Origin of the sequence: uncultured Roseobacter sp. (assembly GCF_947496515.1) — a bacterium.
Lineage (GTDB): Bacteria > Pseudomonadota > Alphaproteobacteria > Rhodobacterales > Rhodobacteraceae > Roseobacter.
This window is the reverse complement of record NZ_CANMDB010000018.1, coordinates 1-20,179: the sequence shown is the minus strand read 5'-3', so window position 1 is coordinate 20,179 and position 20,179 is coordinate 1. Positions and strand designations below refer to the sequence as shown.

Genomic DNA, 20,179 nt, shown 5'->3' with positions numbered 1-20,179 from the left:
CTCAGACCTGCGCTTGATCCACCGGCACCGCCTTCAGGACCACCGGCGCAGATGCAGGCAGATCGGCACCGATCACGGTCAACTCTGGTGCGTCAAATGTGGCGGCGAACCACGCGGCCAGCGCCACCGCATCGCGCGGCTGGGCAGACGGACCATCCACCGCATCCAGCACGATCTTGGACGGTGCCCAGACACAGGTCTGGCCGTTCTTCATGGCCCAGTCCAGCTCCGTCCGGGTCTCCACCACCACGCAGCGGTCGTCCTTGGAGGCCAGCACCCAGGCATTCTGCTCGATGCTCAACAGGTCGATCCGGCGTTGTGCCATTTTATGTCCCGTCTGCGGTGCCGGAACTTCCGCAGGACCGACACAGAAGATGAGCGGTCTGCCGCGCGCTTCAATCTGATCGATCCAGCCGATCAGATGTGGTGAGGCAATGGCCCCATTGCTCAGATAGATCAGGTCAGGCTGCGGTGCCGGACCTTCCTCAGCCCGGATCTCGACGCTGGGCTGCCGCGCGCGCACGATCTCCACCCCCAGAGCACCGGGGCCGCGGTCGATCTTTTCGATCCGAACAAAAGCGCGCACGGCCTGCGGTTCCAACAGGATCCGCTCCGCAATGCGCTCCGCCAGCGTCTCCAGCAGATTGAGCCGTTCTGCCGACAGCTCAAAGGTAATGGCCTCGGTCACCCGATCATAGCTGAGGATCCGGTCGACATCGTCGTCGATGGGCCCGGTCAGCGGCTGCACTTCAACTACGATGTTGAAGCAAATCCGCTGCGTCACACCACGCTCGGCCTGAAAGGCGCCGATTTCAACCTCCACCACGTGATCGCGCACGGAGATCCGGTCCAGCGGGCCATCGGGTGCCGTGGCCTCCGCCCTCTCGGACGGATGCGCGAAAGCGAGCGTGATCTCGGAACTCATGGCCGGGCCCTTTTCAACAGGAAAGGGCGGTCGCCCCGTGGATGACCGCCCCTTAGCAGGCTGAATGCTATCAGGCCAAGACCTGAAATGATCAGTTGCTGGCCGTGCGCCAGGTGTGACGATAAAAGATGTGATCCCCGATTGCAGCAGTCTTGGTGTAGACCTTGCTCCAGCGTGGGTTCACCGCAGTGGTGTGATAATGCGTGGCCCCCTCTGTCAGCTCCGGAGGACGACCGTCGAGCGCCGCACGCGCCACCTTTGCCACACGCGCATAGGCACGCGGTTCAGCGATCACCTCTTTGTATCCATCGCAGGTGTAAGTGAACTGGCACTGGTACTTCTTGCCGGTGCCCTGATTGATCACGCCACAGGCAGAACCCGGAAAACGTTCGGAATCGACCCGGTTGAGAATAACCTCGGCCACGGCGAATTGACCTTTGACCGTCTCTCCGCGCGCCTCGAAGTAAAGTGCCTCGGCCAGACATTGCAACTCGGGCCCGCCCTGAGGATCGGGCTGGGCATCCAGCCACTTTTTCGAAAATTCGACCTTTTGGGGTTTGATCTCATGGCGCGCGGGCAGGACCGTATCCACCATACGGCGCACGGTCACGGACTTCAGATCGTCCGCATCTATCACGGTGTCGGCAATTTGGTTGGCAAACCCGGTGGTTGCCCCGAAAAAGCCTAAAAACAGCCCAACGGCCAGCGACGCTGTCGCCTTACGATAAATTCTCACAATAACATCCCCCAAAGGCAGCTTGGTGAGGGCCGTCTAACGTGGAATGTTGGTTGACGTAAAGTTTACGAAGGGAAGCTTGGTTAATGTCGGCAGTGAATCGCTCACGCAAAACGGAGGGATTGAACCAAATATAGATAAAATTTTATCCCTCAATACAATATGTTGATTTTACGGCAAGCTGGGCTGCGGCTATACGCGCCACCGGCACCCGGAAGGGAGAGCACGACACATAGTCGAATCCAGCATCCCGAGCGAAGGAAATCGATTCGGGATTGCCTCCGTGCTCTCCGCAAATTGACAGCGTTACATCCGGCTGGGCGTGCCTGCCACGCTCTGCGCCCAGCTTGATCAACTCGCCCACGCCATCGGTATCCAGCACGTGAAACGGATCCTCCGGAAAGACCCCCTGCTGGACGTAAGCCGACATGAACCTGCCCGCATCATCCCGTGACAGCCCGTAGGCCATCTGCGTCAGGTCGTTCGTCCCGAAACTCAGGAAAGCGCAATAAGGGGCAATCTCCGCGGCCCGCAGCGCGGCGCGGGGCGTCTCGACCATGACCCCGAGCCGGTAGTCGAAATCGCCGCTGATCTCTGTCCGTACCGCGGCGGCGACCGCATCAATGGCCGTCTTGACCAGTTCCACCTCCCGCCGGGCAGACACCAGCGGGATCATGATCTCGGGCACAATGGGCACACCTTCGGTGCTCGCTGCGATGGTTGCCTCGAAGATCGCGCGGGCCTGCATTTCGTAGATCTCGGGCACCGTGACGCCGAGGCGCACGCCGCGCAGGCCAAGCATGGGGTTATATTCCGACATTGCCTCGATCCGCCGGGTCACGCGCGACAGGGGGAGATCCAGCGCCTCGGCAAGCTCTTGCTGACCGGCCCGATCGGTCGGCAAAAACTCGTGCAGGGGCGGATCGAACAGCCGGATGGAGACAGGATCGCCCTCCATGATCCGAAAGAGCTGCGTAAAGTCATCACGCTGCATGGGCAGCAATCGCTCAAGCACCGCGCGGCGATCCTCGGAGGTTTCGGCAAAGATCATCTCGCGCATGACCGTTAGCCTGCCCGGCTCAAAAAACATGTGTTCCGTGCGGCACAGACCAATGCCCTGCGCGTTGAAATTCCGCGCCGTGCGCGCGTCGGCGGGCGTGTCGGCATTGGCACGGATCCCGATATCGCAGACCGCTGCCGCCCAGTCCATCAACGTCTGAAACGCCGCGTCGAGGGCGGCCTCCTGCATCTCGGGCGCGCCTGCAAGCACCTCACCACTGGACCCGTCAACCGTGATCACTTCCCCCGCCGCGAACACCCGACCGTCCTGGGTGACCAGCTGCTTTTTGCCGCGATTGAACCGCATGTTGGAGGCGCCGACCACGCAAGGAAGGCCGATGCCACGCCCGATCACCGCGGCGTGGCTGGTGATACCGCCGCGCTCGGTCAGCACGCCCTGGGCCGCATGCATGCCGCGGATGTCCTCGGGCGAGGTTTCGCGCCGCACGAGGATGCAGGGTTCTTCGCGCGCCGCACTGGCCTGCGCTTCGGAGGCGGTAAAAACGATCCGCCCCGTGGCCGCGCCCGGGCTTGCCGCGATACCTCGCCCGATGACATCCCGTTTGGCATGCGGGCTGATCTGCCGGTGCAATAGCTCCGATACGGTGCGCGGCTCGATGCGCATCAGCGCATCCGATCGGGAAATGACGCCGTCCTCCGCCAGATCCACCGCGATGCGCAATGCCGCACGGCTGGAGCGGGTGACCCGCACACCGTCAAGGATAAAGAGCTGACCGTTCTCGATCACGAATTCGATCTGCATTTCCTCGCGCAAGCGCTGCCGCATCTGGGCGGCGTAGGTCTTCAGTGTCTCGAAAGCCTCGGGCGCCAGTTCCTCCAGCGACGGCCCGCGGGGATCCCGGCTGAGGTAGAGGGCCGCCGCATCGCGGTCGAGCGCGTCGCGCCCCTGGCTCTGGCTGAGATACCGCCCGGTGACCTGCGGCAGACCGGTGTCGCCATCCACCAGTTGCAGGACCCCCGATCCGCATTGCCCCTCGCCCAGGCCCAAAGCCATCTCCTGCACCACGAGGCCCAGACCCGCGTCCGCAGGTGCGCCCTTGGCCTGCCGCAGCAGTCGGGCGGAGGTGCCCTCCCACGCGCGCGCCATGGATTTGAGCACGGCGGCCAGTTGCTGCGAGGGATCGGTGGGAAAGGGCTCTTCCAGATCTGCCTCATAGGCGCGCAGGGTCTCGGTCAGGGCGGCCCGGCCATCTGAGGGCACATCCTCGAAGACATCCGGGTCCAGCCGGGCCACATCCAGCGCATAGTTCTGCACAAAGCGGGTGTATATCGCCTGTGCTGCCGCGGTGCCCAGCTGGGTCTCCAGCTTGGTGAGCCGCTCCGGCGTCATCCCGATGTTGAGCACAGCCCCCGGCCCGCCCCAGTCCGGATCCTCCGACGAGGGCCGCACACACAGCAGCGCGCCCTCGGGAAACTGCGACAAGATGGCGGGAATGTCCGGCAGTTCACCGCGGGCGATGCGGCCCACCGCCTCAAAGGACAGCGCCACCGTCCGCGGCACCGGCAGGTCCAGCCGGACGAGCCGTTGCAGGCATTTGGCCCGGCCGCCGTGGGTCTCTGTCGCGATGGGAGACGTGGGGGTAACGAGTGTGATCTGGGGGTTATTCTGCACTGCGGCACCTTTGCTGTTGGGCCGCAGCATAGGGATTAACACTCTGCAAGCAAGGCTTTGCGCGACTAGCCCCAGACCAGAGATATCTGACCGTTCCGCTGAAGCGCCGTTCCGAGGGGTGGCGCAATCGCGCCGCCCGTTTTGCTGCAAGCAAACCTTCGGTTTGACGTGGGCGGAACGGCGCGGCGCAAAAGGGCCTGTTGCGCGGGTGCTTTGATCTAAGCGGTTTGTCTCAGGTAAAGAGTAGGAATTCGTATCGCTTCGGGGCCGTTAGCCGTCGATACGGGTGAGATCGGCGACGGAACCGCACAGCGTGGTGATCCGGTTGAGCAGGTTGAGCCGGTTCCGCCGGACGGTCGCATTCTCTGCGTTGACCTGCACGGCGGTAAAGAACGCATCGACCGGCGCACGCAAGCTTGCCATCGCCGTCATCGCAGTGGCGAAATCCTCCGCCTTCATCGCGGGCGCAATCTCCGCCTCCGCCCGGTCGAGCGCGGCAAAGAGCGCCCGCTCCTCCTCCGTCTCGGCGAACTTAGGATCGGCACCAAAGGAATACTCAACGCCATCCGCCTCCTGCGCTTGGGCAAGAATATTGTTGGCGCGTTTGAAAGCCTGGATGAGGTTTTCCCCATCGTCGGTTTGAAGCGTCTCCGACAAAGCCCGCGCGCGTTTCACCAGCAGGGTCAGATCGTCGTTGCCCTCCATGGCGATGCAAGCGTCGATGATGTCATGGCGAATGCCTTGGTCGCGGAGGTAGACCTTGAGGCGATCGTGGAGGAAGGAGCCTAGCGCCTCGACTTTTTTCTTAGTAAATTGCAGAGAAGCTTCTTCTGATTGCTCAATATAGTCCTCTGGAAGACTGCGATTGATAGCTTCCATTCGCTCGATGAGCTGCTTGTCGCCAATTACTTTCGCCGCGTTCAGCATCTCCGCTGCATCGGCAGCGGCTCTGTACCCAGTTGCTCTACCAAGTAAAATTGCGTAGCTGAGGAAAGCCATCTCGATGAAAGACACTGATAGATCGTTCTCAAGTATGGTTCGGATAATCCCAAGTGCAGCCCGCCGCAGCGCGTAGGGATCTTTGCTACCCGTCGGTTTCTCGTCAATCGCCCAAAAGCCCGTTAGCTTATCCATCTTCTCGGCCAGCGCCACGGCAATGGACACCGGCGCGGTAGGCACATCATCAGATGGGCCAAGAGGTGCATAATGCTCTTCAGCCGCAGCCGCGACTTCTGGCGCTCTGTCGGCGGCTTCGAGGTAGTAACGACCCATGAGGCCTTGAAGCTCTGGGAATTCATAGACCATCTCGGACGACAAGTCGGCCTTGGCATGTATAGCCGCCTCTTCGGCCAGATGAGGGTCGGCCTTCACCAGAATAGCGATTTTACGCGACAACGTCGCCACGCGCCCGACCAGATCGGCCTGGGTGCCGAGCTTCGCGTGGAAGGTCACGTTCTTCAGTTGCTCCAGCCAGGGCTGCATCCCCGCCTTGGCCACGCGCAGATCGTTCTCCCAGAAGAATTTCGCATCCGCCAGCCGCGCCGACAGCACTTTTTCGTTGCCGGCCAGAATAGTCACGCCATTGTCCGCCGTCTCGCGGTTGGCCACGGTGATGAAGCGTTCGATGCGGCCCGTTTTGGGGTTGCGGACGGAAAAGAACTTCTGGTGCTCTTTCATGGAGGTCTGCAGCACCTCCGGCGGCAGATCCAGAAAATCCTCCCCGATCCGGCCCATCAGCACCACCGGCCATTCAACCAGCCCCGCGACCTCCGCCAGAAGGCCCTTGTCCTCGACAACCTCCAGCCCATTGGCAAAGGCCATGTTGGTGGCGTCATGCCAGATCGCCTCCGCCCGCTCGTCGGCGTCCAGCACGACAAAGGCGCGTTTCAGCTTGGCGGCATAGTCGTCAAAGCCCGACACGGCAAAGCTTGCGGGCGCCATGAACCGGTGACCCGCGGTGCGGTCGCCCGCGGCGATCCCCTCGACCTCCAGCGGCACGACCGTATGCCCCGCCTCGTCGGTGAGAATGCACAGAATGCTCTGCAGGGGCCGCACCCAGCGGAGCGTACCACTGCCCCACCGCATGGACGTGGGCCACGGAAAATTCCGGATCGTCCCACCCAGCACATCCGAGATGATCTCTGCCGCAGGCCGCCCGGCCTTTTCGATGCGCGCAAAGAGCACGGGACCCTTGGGCGTCTCGCGCGTTTCCAGATCATCCGCGGACAGGCCCGTGCTGCGCAGGAACCCGGCGATGGCTTTCTCCGGCGCGTCGGCCCGCGGACCCTTGCGCTCTTCCACGGTGGCAGGGCTTTCCGCCAGCAGCCCCTCGACGGTCAGGGTCAGGCGCCGCGGTGTCGCAAAACCCGCGGCAGAGGCATAGGTCAGCCCCGCCTCGACCAGCCCGTCTGTCACCAGCTTGCGCAGATCCTCGGCGGCCCGGCGCTGCATGCGCGCAGGGATCTCTTCGGAGAAGAGCTCAATCAGCAAATCAGGCATCAGCTGCCCTCCCGTCCCGGGCATTCTTCGCCCACAATCGTTCCGTCATAGGCTTTTTCGCCGCAGTCATTCAGCTCATGCCAGATGTAACCGCGCCCGTCGTCGGTGATTACCACGATGCGGTCCACGCCGAATTTTACGTTCTTCTGGCCCAGAAACGGCAAGGCTGTGCCCGCGGCGATCTCTGCGGCGATGTCCGCCGCGTCAAAGCAGTCAAACCACGGCGGCGCGTTGCGCGGGGTGGCGCGGGCCGGGGCCACGTAGGTCTCCGTCAGCATCGGCAGACTGGCATCGGTCTCGAAACACGCGCGAAAGCGGATCGGCGAGCTTTCCGCATCAATGGCCTGGATGGCCCGCGCGCTGATCGGCTCGGGCGTATCCGTGTTGAGCGAGACAAGCCGCACCTCGGTAAGCTCCGCGGTGGCCTCTTCGTAGAACCCATAGATCTGCAGATAATAGAGCGATACACCTGCAGCGATCGCAGAGATCAGGATGGCCAGCGCCGCGATCTTGCCGGTCACGCTGCATCCTCGGGGCGCCAGCCCCCGGCGCTGGTCTGTACGAAGGCATCCGCACAGAGCTTGGCGAGCGCGCGCACCCGCCCGATATAGGCCTGCCTTTCGGTCACGGAGATGACGCCGCGTGCGTCCAGCAGGTTGAAGATGTGGCTGGCCTTGATGCATTGGTCATAAGCGGGATGCGCCATGACGATGCGCTTACCGGTCTTGGGGTCCTCCGCCGGCTGATCCAGCAGCGTGCGGCAATGGGCCTCCGCCTCCTCGAACTGGCGCAGCAGCACCTCGGTGTTGGCATTGTCGAAGTTCCAGCGCGCGTATTCCTCCTCCGTCTGCTTGAAGATGTCGCCGTAGCTGAGAGCGATGTCCGTTTGCGGATCGTTGAAGGGCATGTCCATCACATGATCGACGCCCAGAATATACATCGCAAGCCGCTCCAACCCGTAGGTCAGTTCGCCCGAAACAGGATGACAGTCGTGCCCGCCGACCTGCTGAAAATAAGTGAACTGGCTGACTTCCATGCCATCGCACCACACCTCCCAGCCGAGCCCCCAGGCGCCCAGCGTCGGGCTCTCCCAATCGTCCTCCACAAAGCGGATGTCGTGCAGCGCCATGTCCACGCCGATGGCCTCCAGCGAGCCGAGGTAGAGCTCCTGCAGGTCGGGCGGGCTGGGTTTGATGAGCACCTGATACTGGTAGTAGTGCTGCAGCCGGTTGGGGTTCTCGCCATAGCGCCCGTCCGTGGGGCGGCGCGAGGGCTGCACGTAAGCCGCGGCCCAAGGTTTCGTCCCCAGACTGCGCAGCGTCGTGGCGGGGTGAAAGGTGCCCGCGCCTACCTCCATGTCATAGGGCTGGAGGATGGCACACCCCTTGCCCGCCCAATAGGTCTGCAGACGCAGGATGATCTCCTGAAAGGAGCGGGGCGCATCGGGAAGGTGGGACATGGGCAAAGAGCCTCGGGCTGGATTTGAGCCCGTTACCTACGTCGCCGCGCCAGAGGCGTCAATCGCGCCCGCGGTGATAATTTAGCGCGATGGCTTATGGTAAAGCACCGCATTTCCTGATTAATTGCGTCGAAATTTTGACGGCGCAGGATGGGCAGGTAGATGTTTCGGGTAATGATGGTGTGTCTGGCGGTTTTTGTCAGTACGGCTCAGGGGGTGCGGGCGCAGTCCGAGGGCGAGGTCGTCTGGATCCAGATCGAGGCACAGCCCAACCTGCAGGACGGGATCAGCCGGGCGCAGGACTACGCGCGGGCGCTGGCGGATGTGAACGGATTTTCCCTGGGGGGCGGCTGGTACGGCATCGTGCTGGGGCCCTATACGCCGGGTGATGCAGATCAGGTTCTCAGCACCTATCTGGCCGATCGGCTGATCCCGCGCGACAGCTACATCACCGAGACAGCACTGCTGCGGCAGCAGTTCTTTCCGCTGGGCGCGGATCTGACGGGCCGGGGCAGTCTGACCGCAGCGCAGGCGCCCCAGCCCGCGGCGGAGGCGACCGAACCGCAGACACCCGCAGCGGATGCGGCGGAACTGGACGCCTCAGAGCAAAGCCCGCCAGCGGCACCGGTCGTGGCCGCAGACCCCGCAGAACAGCCCGCCCTTCCACCAGAGACACTCTCCGAGGCGCGGCGCGGCGAGCGTGCCCTGACCGCCGCAGAGCGGCGCGGCCTGCAGATCGCACTGGAATGGGCCGGTTTCTACAACGCCAGCATCGATGGCGCCTTCGGTCGCGGGACCCGCGCCGCCATGACCGCCTGGCAGCAGGCCAACGGGCACACGGAAACGGGCGTGCTGACCACAGCGCAGCGGGCCGAGCTTCTGGGCCAGTACAATGCGGTACTCGAAGGTCTGGACCTGCGCCGCGTCACCGACAGTGCGGCAGGCATCCAGATCGACCTGCCCACAGCGCAGGTTTCCTTTGATCGCTACGAGCCGCCTTTTGCGCAGTACAACGCGACGGATGATGGTCCGGCGCAGGTCCTGCTGATCAGCCAACCCGGCGGGCGGGACACGCTGGCCAGCCTCTATGAGGTCATGCAGACGCTTGAAATCGTGCCTCTGCAGGGTGCGCGCACTCTGGATCGAAACAGCTTTTCGCTGATCGGTCGCAACGACGAGATCGTCAGCGAGACCCGCGTCAGTCTGGAAGACGGCGCGCTCAAGGGCTTTACGCTGGTCTGGCCCGCAGGCGATGACGCCCAGCGCGAGCGGTTGATCTCACAGATGCAGGCAAGTTTTACCCGCTTGCCCGGCGTGCTGGATCCGGCGACAGGCACACGGTCGGATCAAGGCGTTGATCTGCTCGCGGGCTTGCAAATCCGGCAGCCAAAACTGTCGCGTTCGGGGTTTTATGTAGACGCACAAGGCGCGGTGGTCACGACGGCAGATGCCGTGCAAAGCTGTTCGCTGATCACTCTGGACGACACCTACCCTGCAGAGATCAGCGCGCTCGACAGTGATCTGGGCGTGGCGGTACTGCAGCCTTCGGACCGGTTGGCCCCGCCCGAAGTGGCGCGTTTCAGCCCCGCGCCCCCGCGATTGAAAGCTGACGTGGCGGCGGCAGGCTATTCTTACGAAGGCGTGCTGAACGCGGCCACCATCACCTTTGGCACCCTCTCGGACATCGGCGGTCTCGGTGGTGAGCCCGACCTGAAACGCCTCAGCCTCAACACGTTGCCAGGTGATGCGGGCGGTCCGGTCTTTGACACCAGCGGCCATGTGCTGGGCATGCTGCTGCCCCTGCGGGAGGGTGACCGCGGCCTTCCGCCCGATGTGCGTTTCGCCCGGGCTGGTCCCGCCATTGCCCGGACGCTACAACAGGCAGGGCTGAGCGCAGCAAGCGCCAGCGGCGGGCAAGCGCTCGACCCCGAAGACATCGCCACCCGCGCCCGCAACATGACCGTTCTGGTCAGCTGTTGGGAATAGAGACAAAATCGTCTCAAATCCGCTGTAAACGACCGCCCCTGACCGGGGTCGTCTTTGCGCGCAATTAACCTCCGGCCGCCATCCTGTGGGCTATGCGAAACCCAGGATCTGTTGGTACGGAGTGATTGAAATGGTGAGATATGCAGCCGCGGTACTTCTTACCGCCACGCTTGCGCTGCCTGCGGCGGCCCAAACCGCCAAGCCGGGAAAGAGCGCGCTCAAACTTGTGGAACACAGCGCCCCCATGCTGCCCCCCGCCAACTACAAGGGCCAATGGTGGCGCACCGCGGACAATTGCGAGTATTCCCGCGCCGGGCGCCCCGGTGAGACTGTGTGGTACCTCATTGTGAATACCGCCCATGAGGGCTGCGCCCGCCGGTTGATCCAGCGCGCGTACTCCGACTACCAGTAGATCACACCTCCGTCTTTGGGTCGGTAGACAGCATAAGCTGTCTGCGGACATCTGGATGTGATTGCTGCTCAGGCGCTGCCCGACCGCAACCAGATCCGTGCCATCGCACTGTTCGCCGGGCGCCAGCCCGCCCGGGACAGGATACGGTCCTGATCGCTCGGAGACCACGGCGGTGGACCACACGGTTGAGGAGACCCTTGGCTCCGTCTGGCCACCAGAGGTGCCCGTAGGTGCGGCTACCCAATTCTTCGGCACCATTGAAAACATCCAAATGAGTGGCGCAATTCGCGGGGACTCCCACCTCCGCCAAGTCGGCAAAAGGGGCTCTGCGATGGGTCAACGGCTCAATATCCAGCTGGGATAGCCTCCCTTACCGTATGTCAAACGGGCAGCATCCCCAGCCGCTCGGCGTCGATATCTGCCCGCCAGTCTGTGACCCCTTCCGCCTCTTCGCCGGGCTTTCAGCCTGTGCGAAGGTTGCGCACTAGGCGGTCGTCACACCCTAGTCTCTCCAGAAACTCACCGTGAGTATCGCGTAGACTGCCAGCAGCTCCAGCCGCCCCAACAGCATAGCGAGGCTCAAAAGCCATTTGGCGGTGTCGTTGAGACCGGCGAAGTTACTGGCCGGGCCAATCTCTGGCCCAAGCCCCGGACCGACGTTCGACAGCGCCGTCGCCGCCCCCGACAGCGACGTGATCAAATCGAGCCCCGTCAGGCTGAGGGCGACCGCAAAAAGGCCCAAGGTCACAATGAAGAACATGAAAAACGAGATCACCGAACTCAGCACATCCTCCCCCACAGGGCGCTTGTCATAGCGCACCACGAAGACACCATTGGGAGAACGGATGCGCCGCAGTTGCATCTTGATTGACGCGAACAGCAGCTGGTAGCGGAATATCTTGATCGAGCAGGCGGTGGATCCCGCGCAGCCGCCGATCAATCCGATGAAAAAGAACATCGAAATCAGAACCGGGCCCCAGCTCATGTAGTCAGCAGAGGCGTAGCCGGTCCCCGAGATGATCGATGCCACGTTGAAGAGCGCTTTGCGCAGGGCTTCCTCGCCAGTGTAGGCATCACCCTGTGTCAGGATCCCGGCCATCACCAGTACCAGAACGGCGATTAGCAGCAAGAAGACCCGAACCTGGCTGTCGCGCCACAACGGCCGGGCCTGTCCGTTGATCAACTGCACATAGCGAACAAAAGGCAAAGCCGACAGAATGATGAACAGGGTCGCGGCGTATTCCATCACCCCCGGAAAGACGCTGAAGGAGGCATCGTAATTGGCGAACCCGCCCGTCGAGATGGTCGTCAGCGCGTGGACCGTGGCGTCAAAGGCATTCATGCCCAGTGTGAAATAGGTCAGCGCGCAGATCATCGTCAGACCCAGATAGATGCTGGAGATCTGGCTGGCGATCTGCCCCGCGCGCGGCAGGATCTTACCCATGGTATCGAAGGCTTCGGATTTGAAGATCTGCATGCCACCCACACGCAACTCGGGCAAGAACACCATGGCGACCACGATGATCCCGATGCCACCCAGCCACTGCAAAATTCCGCGCCACAGCAGGATGCCTTTTGGCAGCGCATCCAGGCCCGACAACACGGTGGAGCCGGTGGTGGTCAGCCCCGACATCGCCTCAAAAAACGCATCCACCACCCGGGCCTCGGTCGCACCGAGGATGAAGGGCAGCGCACCGAAGAGCGGCAGTGCCACCCAAACGCTGGTGGTCAGCAAAAAGGTCTGCTGGATCGTCAGCCCTTCCTTGACGCCGTTGGCGCAGGACAGGGCGATCATGCTGCCCCCAAGGATCGTGAGGATTGCCGATTGCAGGAACACCGGCCAGTGGCCGCGACCTTCGGCGATGTCGATCAGCATGGGCAGCAGCATTGTGGCGCCCAGCACAGCCACCAGCAGGCCGATGACATATCCAACGGGGCGCAGATCCAACATGGCCGCAGGGTTGGCCGCGGGCCGTGCTGGTGTCAAGCGGTGGCGGTATCAGCGCACCTTAAACGTAGTAGAGATCACGGAAAACGTGGTGCACAATCTCGTCACGCTTGATGTTCAGCGCTGCGAGTTCTTCGTCCGTCTTCGCCTGCAGCGCCTGAACACGTTCCGCGCGTGCGTTGTAAGAGCTGGAAACGATCAGCGCGGTGCCAACCGACGACAGAAAGCCGCGCAGGCCAGCCAGAAAGCCGTGAAAGACGCTGCCAGCGTTGTGATGTGTGCTCGAGGTTTGATAAGCCATTGGAGATCCTTGCATATTATTAAGGCCCCCTCCCATGCGCCGAACATAGTCCCTCGGGCTACGAATGAGAATTGCAACTTCTGCATAGCCGCTACCCCGAAAATGCGGCGCTGCAGCATGAAAACGGGCGCGTCAGAGACACGCCCGTTTACCCGATCTTAACAAAGGATCTCAGCCGGTGTGGAAAAGCGTATCGAACATGCGCGGATCAAGGCTCTCGGCGGCGAAGGTTTCTCCTTCGACCAGAACGCTGATGGCATCGTGGCTGTGGAGGCTTTCCTGATGGCTGGCCACCACGCGAAAATCGCCGACACGCACGTCGGCCTGAAGCTCGGCGCAGAAGAGCCGCGCGGCATCTTCCACGAAGATCGGATTAGCGGCGTTCAACTCTGCGAATGCCTGCTCGTCCTCGCGTTTGACCATCACTTGGGTTTCCGTCGGCACCGCGCGCCGACAGGCGTCGATCAGGTCCTCGAACCAAAGACATCCCGCATCGCCGTCGATCTCGATGGACACGCGGGCGACCGAGCGCTGCGAATGCGGCGTGGCCAATTGCCCGCGCGTCGCGCGCGCATGCTCCGACAGTTCCAGCGAGCAGGGGCAGGTTGAGGAATACACGTAGTCCAGGTGCATGATCTTCTTGCGCACGCCTCCCTTTTCCACCAGTTCCAACGCGATGTCATAGTACTGATACCCCGACAGACCGGAGCGCAGGCTCTCGACCTTCATGGGGAAACTGAAGCGCATCTGGATGCGGGCATCGAAGCTTTCCAGATCGGTGATGTAGTCGTCCAGCGCCGCCTCGATCACACCGAAGCTGAAGGTTTCTTCGGCATGCTTGTAAAAAGACCGCATGATCCGGGACATGTTGATGCCCTTCTTGTCCGCCTCCAGGCTGACGGAGCCGGTCACCGACGTCTCCAGCGTCACATCACCGTTGTCACGGGTCTGGAACCGGATGGGCAGGCGAAAGTTCGAGATCCCGACATGCTGGATCTGCTGCTGGGCACCGCGGATCAGGCTTGCCGGTCCGTTCTGAAGATCGGGGAGGGTCGATTTGTAACCCTCGTCGGTGGCGAAATCGTCGGGATATGCACGCGAGAAGGCAGGATAGTCCGCCAGCGCACCGCCGGGGATGAGCCGGGCAACCGCAGGATCAAGCTCCAGTATCTCTGTGGGGGTCGCATCCTTCACCCAATCGCGCAGAACGCAAAGTGCTTCTTCGGCCTGGGCGCGGTCCGGCGTGCTATCAAGTACGGGTGTGTGGATGTTCATCTCTATGTCCCTTTTGACGACGTCTGGTCAGTAGATAGGACAGAACCCAGCAGTGACCACTAACAAGAAGTTTACGGTTAGCCGTCGGAAAAGGATCACCTTTTCGTACAATGCCGCGCGGCAAGCGGCGCAGGCGGCGTCAAACAGCCGCCAGCGCCTGGCCGAGATCCGCCACCAAATCATCGGTATCCTCGATGCCCACGCTGATCCGCACCAAGCCATCGGTGATGCCAAGCGCATCCTTCTGATCCTGTGGTAACCGCTGGTGGGTGGTCGTTGCCGGATGGGTCAGGATGGTCTTGGCATCGCCGAGATTGTTGGAGATCAGACCGATCCGCACTGTATTGAGAAACCGGAAGGCCGCCTCCTTGCCGCCTGCGATGTCCAGCGACAGGACCGTGCCGCCCTGCCCCATCTGTGCCTTGACCAACGCATGCTGCGGATGGCTGGCATGACCGGGATAGATCAGCTGTGTCAGCTTGGGATGCTCGGCCAGCGCCGCGGCGATGGCGGTGGCCGTGGCGGTCTGGGCCCGCACCCGCAGATCCATCGTCTCCAACCCTTTGAGCATCACCCAGGCGGTGAAGGGGCTCATGGAGCCGCCGGTGTGTTTCATATAAGGTTCCACGGTTTTGCGGATGAATTCCGTGCTGCCGAGGATCACGCCGCCCAGCGTCCGGCCCTGGCCGTCGATGTGTTTGGTCGCCGAATAAATTACCACGTCAGCCCCCTGGTCAAAGGCGTTGGACCAGACCGGCGTGGCAAAGACATTGTCGATCACGACCAGCGCGCCTTGGGCATGGGCCAGCTCGGAAACCGATGTGATATCAACGACCTGCAGCGTAGGATTAGAGATGGATTCGAAAAAGACGGCGCGTGTGTCGGGCCGGATTGCGGCCTCCCAAGCGGACAGATCGGTGCCGTCGACAAAGGTGACCTCGACCCCGAAGCGGGTCAGCACTTCCTCCAGCACATAAAGGCAAGAGCCAAAGAGTGCCCGGGCAGACACCACATGATCCCCCGCCTTCAGCATCGAGGTCAGGGCGCCGGACACCGCCGCCATGCCCGATGCCGTGGCAAAAGCATCTTCGGCCCCCTCAAGTGCTGCGATGCGCTCTTCGAACATGGCGACCGTGGGGTTGCCGTAGCGGGCATAGATGAACTCATCGGGGCCGCTCTCGATGAAACGCGCCTCGGCTGCTTCGGCGCTGTCATAGACGAAACCCTGCGTGAGAAAGACAGCCTCGGACACTTCGCCGTACTGGCTGCGGCGGGTGCCTGCATGAACGGCTTTGGTGCGCGGATTAAGATCACCTGTCATCGTCATAACTCCTGCCCATCGGGCACAAAAAACCCCGTATCGCGGTCAGCGCGACGGGGTTTTTCCGCATCGGTGACCTTTTAGCGGTTTGTTTAACGTGGCCCGCAATCCGGTATCAAATCGCCACAGGTCACGGCTTAGGATAGAGCCTTGGCCGCGTCAACACCGTCACGGTGGTGTAATAGTTCGTTCACACGAGCGTTATATGCCTTTGCCACAGATGATCTACCATATCTTGTAGAGAGGGCGCGCAGTGCCGGTACTCAGGATCAATGCGACAGAGGGTCAGCTTCAATTGCAGAGTGGCGACAGCGCCATTGCCCCCGTGCTGGAAAGTCAGGCCACGGCTCAGGGTCCTGTCATCGTCATGGTGCACGGCTACAAATACGCCCCCGGTCATCCAACCCATTGCCCCCACGCCAAGATTTTTCGCGACACGCCCGGCGGCTGGCCTTGTGCACTCAGCGCAGGGGGCGCCTCCCCCGCAACTGCGCTGCTGATTGCCTTCGGCTGGTTCGCGCGCGGCAGCCTGCGGCAGGCGCACGCCCGCGCGGCAGTGCTCGGCCCCCGGCTGGCGGAGTTGATCGGGCTGATCAGGCGGCATCTGCCGGGACGTTCCATACATATCATCGCGCACTCGCTGGGGTCAGAGCTGGCGCTCAGCGCGCTGGCGCATTTGCCTCGCGGGGCTGTGCAACGCATGGTTCTGCTGACCGGCGCCAGCTTTGCCGCCAAGGCCTGCGCCATGCTGAACACGCCCGCGGGGCGCACGACCGAGCTTTTCAACATCACCAGCCGGGAAAATGACCTCTTTGATCTGGCGTTCGAAAGGCTGGCAGAGGCGCCGCACCCCGGGGCCCATGCCCTTGGTCAGGGGATCGACATGCCCAATGCGCTGAACCTCCAGCTGGATTGCACCGGCACGGTCCGGGCGCTGAACCGGTTGGGGTTTGTGGTTGCCACCTCGCAGCGGCGGGTGTGCCACTGGTCGAGCTATACCCGTCCCGGCATCATGCGCTTTTATGCCGCGCTGCTGAGCGCACCGCAACTTTTGCCACAGGCGCGATTGGCGCAACTGGTCCCTGCGCATCCGACGCCACGCTGGTCACGGCTGCCCGGGCAGGCGGCGATGGTTTGGGTGCTGCCGTTCTGGACGGGCGCGCAGCGTCTGGGTCGTCGCCTGCTAGGGCGCGTGATGGACCCGCGGCCAAAACACACGCGACGCGCGCTCTCCTGACGTCAGAGCGCGGCAGGGCTGGACTGCGTCGTCTCAGCGCGCCGGATTTTCTTGCATCAACGGGCCTGCTTCGCGCACACTCCCGCAATGATATTTCAAATTGACCCTTGGTAACGATGACTGATTACGTTTTTTCACCCGGCATATTGGTATATCTTGCCGGTGTTCTTTATGTTTTCGGCCTGATTACAATCAACCAAATCGTGCTGCGCTTGTGGCTTCTGGGCGGGACCGGTATCTACATTTTCTACTACGCGATCGTCGCTGATGCGCCCTTGTGGGAGGCCATCTACGTCAGCATGATGATCGGCGCCGCCAATCTCATCGGTCTCAGCAGTCTGCTGGCGCGCAAGATGCGTCTCGTCATTCCGCGCGCCTACGCTGATATCTACGACAGCTTTCCGCCACTGCCCCCCGGGGATTTCCGGGCGCTGGTCAAGCTTGCCCGGCGGTTCCGGGTCGAGGATGAACGGCAGGTGACCACCGAAGGGCAGGCAGGCGACCGGCTCTACTACGTGATTTCAGGGGCCACGCGCGTCCAGAAGGGCGACCGGGAATTCATCATGCCGCCCCAGTTTTTTCTGGGCGAGATCGCGTTTCTGATCGGGCAGTCCAGTTCCGCCTCGGCCTGGCTGGAACCGGGTTCGGAAGTGCTGGAATGGCGCTTCGAGGATCTCAGGCGGAAATGCGCCCGCAGCAGCCGCTTCCGTCTGGCGCTGGAGGCGGCGATTTCGGTTGATCTGGCCCGCAAGGTGTCCCGGGCGGTGGGTCCGAATACGGTCCCTGCACGCAGCCCGGAGCCCCGCAGAACCAAAGGCGCAGCGGATCAGCTGGCGTCTTCGCCCTCGTCGGTGATGACATAGTCCTGCAGCGTCGCGAACTGCCACATCAGAAAAGCCATCAGGATCAGCGGAAAGCCGAAGGTTTCGATCTTGACCCAGCTTTCCGTGGACATGGTGCGCCAGATGACTTCATTCGCGATAGCGAGCATCGCAAACAGTGCGCACAGCCGTCGCGTCAGGATCATCCAGCCTTCGTGACGCATGGGCATGATCTCGTTCATCACAAATGCCAGATAGGATTGACCCCGCATCAGCCCGATGCCCAGCAGCACCGTAAAGAGAGCATAGACAATGGTCGTCTTCATCTTGAAGAAGCGTTCGTCGTTGAACCAGGCCGTCAGACCGCCGAAGAAGATCACCATGATGGCGGTGAACACCTGCATCCGGCTGAGCTGCCCGGTCAGTTGCCACAGGATCGCCATGGCCACCAGCAGGATGGGCACAAAGACGAGCGCCGAGACGATGAAGCCGGTGTATTCCGTACCACCAAAGGTGAAAGTATCGTCCTTGATCCGCAAATAGATCAGGAAGAACAGGATGGTGGGCCCAAGCTCCAGCACCTGTTTCAGGATGGGGTTGATCGGTTTCGGCTCTGGCATGGTCTCTTCCTATCCGCCCAGTTCTAGTATCACAGCACCAAGCGCAATCAATGCCATCAGCGCAATTCGACGCGGGCCCACGGTTTCTTTCAGAAATAGCCAGCCGATCACCGCGGCAAAGACGGTGGAGGTCTCGCGCAGCACCGCGGCCTCACCCACCTTGTCGAGCCGCGTGGCCATCATCACAGCACCAAAGCTGAAGGGCGCGACGAGCCCGCCCACCAGCCCACGCCGCATCAGTGGCCCGAGCGCGGGCCGGTCGGTCATGCGTCGCCAGCGCAGCGCCGCGACGATGGGCATGAAGAAGCCGTCGATCATGAAAAACCACGCCAGAAAGGTGAAGGGATTGGCCGTGGCTCGAATGCCGTAGGCGTCATAGGTCGTGTAGAGCGCCACAAAGAGCCCTGTCAGCACCGCGAGCCCGAGTGCTGCGTTCAGCGTCTCCCGCTCGGACACCAGAAAGATCATGTTGTAGACCGCAAGCCCGAAGATCCCCGCCAGCAGGACCGCAACGCCGACCCACTGAACAGCGGAGAATTTCTCGCCAAAGATCAGATAGGCGCCGATCACCGTGAAAAGCGGCCCGGTCCCGCGCACGACCGGGTAAACGACGGTGTAGGCGCCGCGGCTGTAGGCGGAGGCCTGCAGGAGCTTGTAAATCACGTGGATCACCCAGACCGCGGCGAAAATGGGCCACATATGCGGCTCGGGCCAAGGCACGACAAAGAGTGCGAAGGGGATCGCCATACCCATATAGCTGATGTCGATGGCGCCCCGCGTGAGCCAAGGGTCGTGCCTGCCTTTCTGCAGCGCGCCGAAGACCGCATGCAGGAAGGCCGCCATCAGCGCGAGGACAAGGGCGACGCGGTGGCCTGTCTCCGTACCTTCGATGCTGGCCAGCCACTCTGTCATACCACAGGGTCGGTCAGGCTGCCGGGCCGTGATCTCACCGATCGAGCCCCATCAGCGCGTCCGCGAAATCCTCTGGGTCAAAGGCATCCAGATCGTCGATCTGCTCGCCCACGCCAATGGCGTGAATGGGCAGGCCGAACTTGTCTGCCAGCGCCACCAGCACCCCGCCCCGCGCGGTGCCATCAAGCTTGGTCATCACCAGCCCCGAGACATCGGAGATTTCGGCGAAGACCTTCACTTGGTTGAGCGCGTTCTGTCCTGTGGTGGCATCCAGCACCAGCAGCGTGTTGTGCGGGGCTGTCTCGTCCTTCTTGCGGATCACGCGGACGATCTTGGCCAGCTCTTCCATCAGGTCGGTGCGGTTCTGCAACCGGCCCGCTGTGTCGATCAGCAAGAGGTCGGCCCCGTCTGCCTGCGCTTTCGTCATCGCGTCAAAGGCAAGGCTGGCGGGGTCGGAGCCTTCGGGGGCAGTCAGCACCGGCACGCCCGCGCGCGCGCCCCACACCTGCAGTTGCTCCACGGCTGCGGCACGGAAGGTGTCCCCCGCGGCGATCACGACCTTCTTGCCTGCAGCACGGAACTGGCTGGCGAGTTTGCCGATGGTCGTCGTCTTGCCGGACCCGTTGACTCCCACCACCAGCACCACCTGCGGTGTCTTCGGATAGAGTGGCAGCGGGGTCGCCACCGGTTCCATGATCCGCGCAATCTCGGTGGCGAGCAGCCCCTTGATCTCCTCGACCGAGAGCCGCTTGCCCAGACGTCCTTCGGCCATGTTGGCCACGACGCGCAGGGCGGTGTCGACACCCATATCAGCGGTGATCAGCAGCTCTTCGAGCTGCTCCAGCATGGCGTCATCGAGTGTCCGCCGGACGACCGTTTCGCTGGGCTGACGGCCCAGCAGCCGTCCGATCAGACCGGGTTTCGCCGATGGGGTGGCAGCCTCGGGTACCGCCACAGGTGGCTCTGGCTCTGGCTCTGGCTCTGGCTCTGGCTCTGGCTCTGGCTCTGGCTCTGGCTCTGGCTCTGGCTCTGGCT

General features: G+C 62.5%; 17 protein-coding genes and 1 riboswitch. Of the genes, 4 read left to right on the top strand and 13 right to left on the bottom strand.

Features of this window, described 5'->3' with window-relative positions; translation table 11 throughout:
• Position 1: 1 nt before the first annotated feature.
• From Q1A53_RS21240 to Q1A53_RS21215, 6 genes are all read right to left on the bottom strand, one after another.
• On the bottom strand, positions 2 to 925 hold the full coding sequence (locus Q1A53_RS21240; protein ID WP_299970642.1) for a dihydroneopterin aldolase: 924 nt from the start codon (positions 923 to 925) through the stop codon (positions 2 to 4).
• 91 nt (positions 926 to 1,016) lie between these two features.
• Positions 1,017 to 1,661, bottom strand: coding sequence for a cell wall hydrolase (locus Q1A53_RS21235; RefSeq protein WP_299970639.1), 645 nt, complete (start codon positions 1,659 to 1,661; stop codon positions 1,017 to 1,019).
• A gap of 145 nt (positions 1,662 to 1,806) precedes the next feature.
• Positions 1,807 to 4,383, bottom strand: coding sequence for a putative PEP-binding protein (locus Q1A53_RS21230; protein WP_299970636.1), 2,577 nt, complete (start codon positions 4,381 to 4,383; stop codon positions 1,807 to 1,809).
• Positions 4,384 to 4,623: 240 nt separating this feature from the next.
• Positions 4,624 to 6,852, bottom strand: coding sequence for a glycine--tRNA ligase subunit beta (gene glyS, locus Q1A53_RS21225; protein WP_299970634.1), 2,229 nt, complete (start codon positions 6,850 to 6,852; stop codon positions 4,624 to 4,626).
• Positions 6,852 to 7,373, bottom strand: a complete 522-nt coding sequence (locus tag Q1A53_RS21220; RefSeq protein WP_299970632.1) for a DUF6446 family protein — start codon at positions 7,371 to 7,373, stop codon at positions 6,852 to 6,854. The genes glyS and Q1A53_RS21220 overlap by 1 nt, the downstream gene beginning before the upstream one ends.
• Complete coding sequence (locus tag Q1A53_RS21215) at positions 7,370 to 8,311, bottom strand: glycine--tRNA ligase subunit alpha (protein ID WP_299970629.1); 942 nt, start codon at positions 8,309 to 8,311, stop codon at positions 7,370 to 7,372. The genes Q1A53_RS21220 and Q1A53_RS21215 overlap by 4 nt, the downstream gene beginning before the upstream one ends.
• A gap of 162 nt (positions 8,312 to 8,473) precedes the next feature.
• On the opposite strand from Q1A53_RS21215, the gene Q1A53_RS21210 reads away from it, so the two are divergent.
• Both Q1A53_RS21210 and Q1A53_RS21205 read left to right on the top strand, forming a co-directional pair.
• Entirely contained in the window at positions 8,474 to 10,297 is a 1,824-nt protein-coding gene (locus tag Q1A53_RS21210) for a serine protease (protein WP_299970626.1), read from the top strand.
• Between the two features lie 130 nt (positions 10,298 to 10,427).
• Positions 10,428 to 10,709 carry a hypothetical protein gene (locus tag Q1A53_RS21205; protein WP_299970623.1) on the top strand — a complete coding sequence of 94 codons (282 nt, stop codon included), beginning with the start codon at positions 10,428 to 10,430 and terminating at the stop codon, positions 10,707 to 10,709.
• 502 nt (positions 10,710 to 11,211) lie between these two features.
• Here Q1A53_RS21205 and Q1A53_RS21200 read toward each other — a convergent pair.
• The 4 genes from Q1A53_RS21200 to metZ form a co-directional block, all read right to left on the bottom strand.
• The gene (locus tag Q1A53_RS21200; RefSeq protein ID WP_299970621.1) at positions 11,212 to 12,660 is read right to left on the bottom strand and encodes a TrkH family potassium uptake protein; all 1,449 of its coding nucleotides are present in this window, start codon (positions 12,658 to 12,660) and stop codon (positions 11,212 to 11,214) included.
• A 58-nt stretch (positions 12,661 to 12,718) separates the two neighbouring features.
• Entirely contained in the window at positions 12,719 to 12,958 is a 240-nt protein-coding gene (locus Q1A53_RS21195; protein ID WP_299970618.1) for a hypothetical protein, read from the bottom strand.
• A 171-nt stretch (positions 12,959 to 13,129) separates the two neighbouring features.
• On the bottom strand, positions 13,130 to 14,233 hold the full coding sequence (gene folE2, locus Q1A53_RS21190; protein WP_299970616.1) for a GTP cyclohydrolase FolE2: 1,104 nt from the start codon (positions 14,231 to 14,233) through the stop codon (positions 13,130 to 13,132).
• 139 nt (positions 14,234 to 14,372) lie between these two features.
• A complete protein-coding gene (metZ, locus tag Q1A53_RS21185; RefSeq protein WP_299970613.1) occupies positions 14,373 to 15,554 on the bottom strand; it encodes an O-succinylhomoserine sulfhydrylase in 1,182 nt (393 codons plus the stop codon).
• Positions 15,555 to 15,614: 60 nt separating this feature from the next.
• Positions 15,615 to 15,691: riboswitch (SAM riboswitch) on the bottom strand.
• Positions 15,692 to 15,807: 116 nt separating this feature from the next.
• Between metZ and Q1A53_RS21180 the strand changes: the two genes are divergently transcribed.
• The gene (locus Q1A53_RS21180) at positions 15,808 to 16,791 is read left to right on the top strand and encodes an alpha/beta hydrolase (RefSeq protein ID WP_299970610.1); all 984 of its coding nucleotides are present in this window, start codon (positions 15,808 to 15,810) and stop codon (positions 16,789 to 16,791) included.
• Positions 16,792 to 16,907: 116 nt separating this feature from the next.
• The gene (locus tag Q1A53_RS21175; RefSeq protein WP_299970607.1) at positions 16,908 to 17,654 is read left to right on the top strand and encodes a cyclic nucleotide-binding domain-containing protein; all 747 of its coding nucleotides are present in this window, start codon (positions 16,908 to 16,910) and stop codon (positions 17,652 to 17,654) included.
• Here Q1A53_RS21175 and Q1A53_RS21170 read toward each other — a convergent pair.
• From Q1A53_RS21170 to ftsY, 3 genes are all read right to left on the bottom strand, one after another.
• A complete protein-coding gene (locus Q1A53_RS21170) occupies positions 17,618 to 18,232 on the bottom strand; it encodes an inner membrane-spanning protein YciB (protein WP_299970606.1) in 615 nt (204 codons plus the stop codon). The genes Q1A53_RS21175 and Q1A53_RS21170 overlap by 37 nt on opposite strands.
• 9 nt (positions 18,233 to 18,241) lie before the next feature.
• The gene (locus Q1A53_RS21165; RefSeq protein ID WP_299970603.1) at positions 18,242 to 19,144 is read right to left on the bottom strand and encodes an EamA family transporter; all 903 of its coding nucleotides are present in this window, start codon (positions 19,142 to 19,144) and stop codon (positions 18,242 to 18,244) included.
• Between the two features lie 34 nt (positions 19,145 to 19,178).
• Positions 19,179 to 20,179, bottom strand: a 1,001-nt coding sequence (gene ftsY / locus Q1A53_RS21160; RefSeq protein ID WP_299970600.1) for a signal recognition particle-docking protein FtsY, incomplete at its 5' end; no start/stop codon positions are given.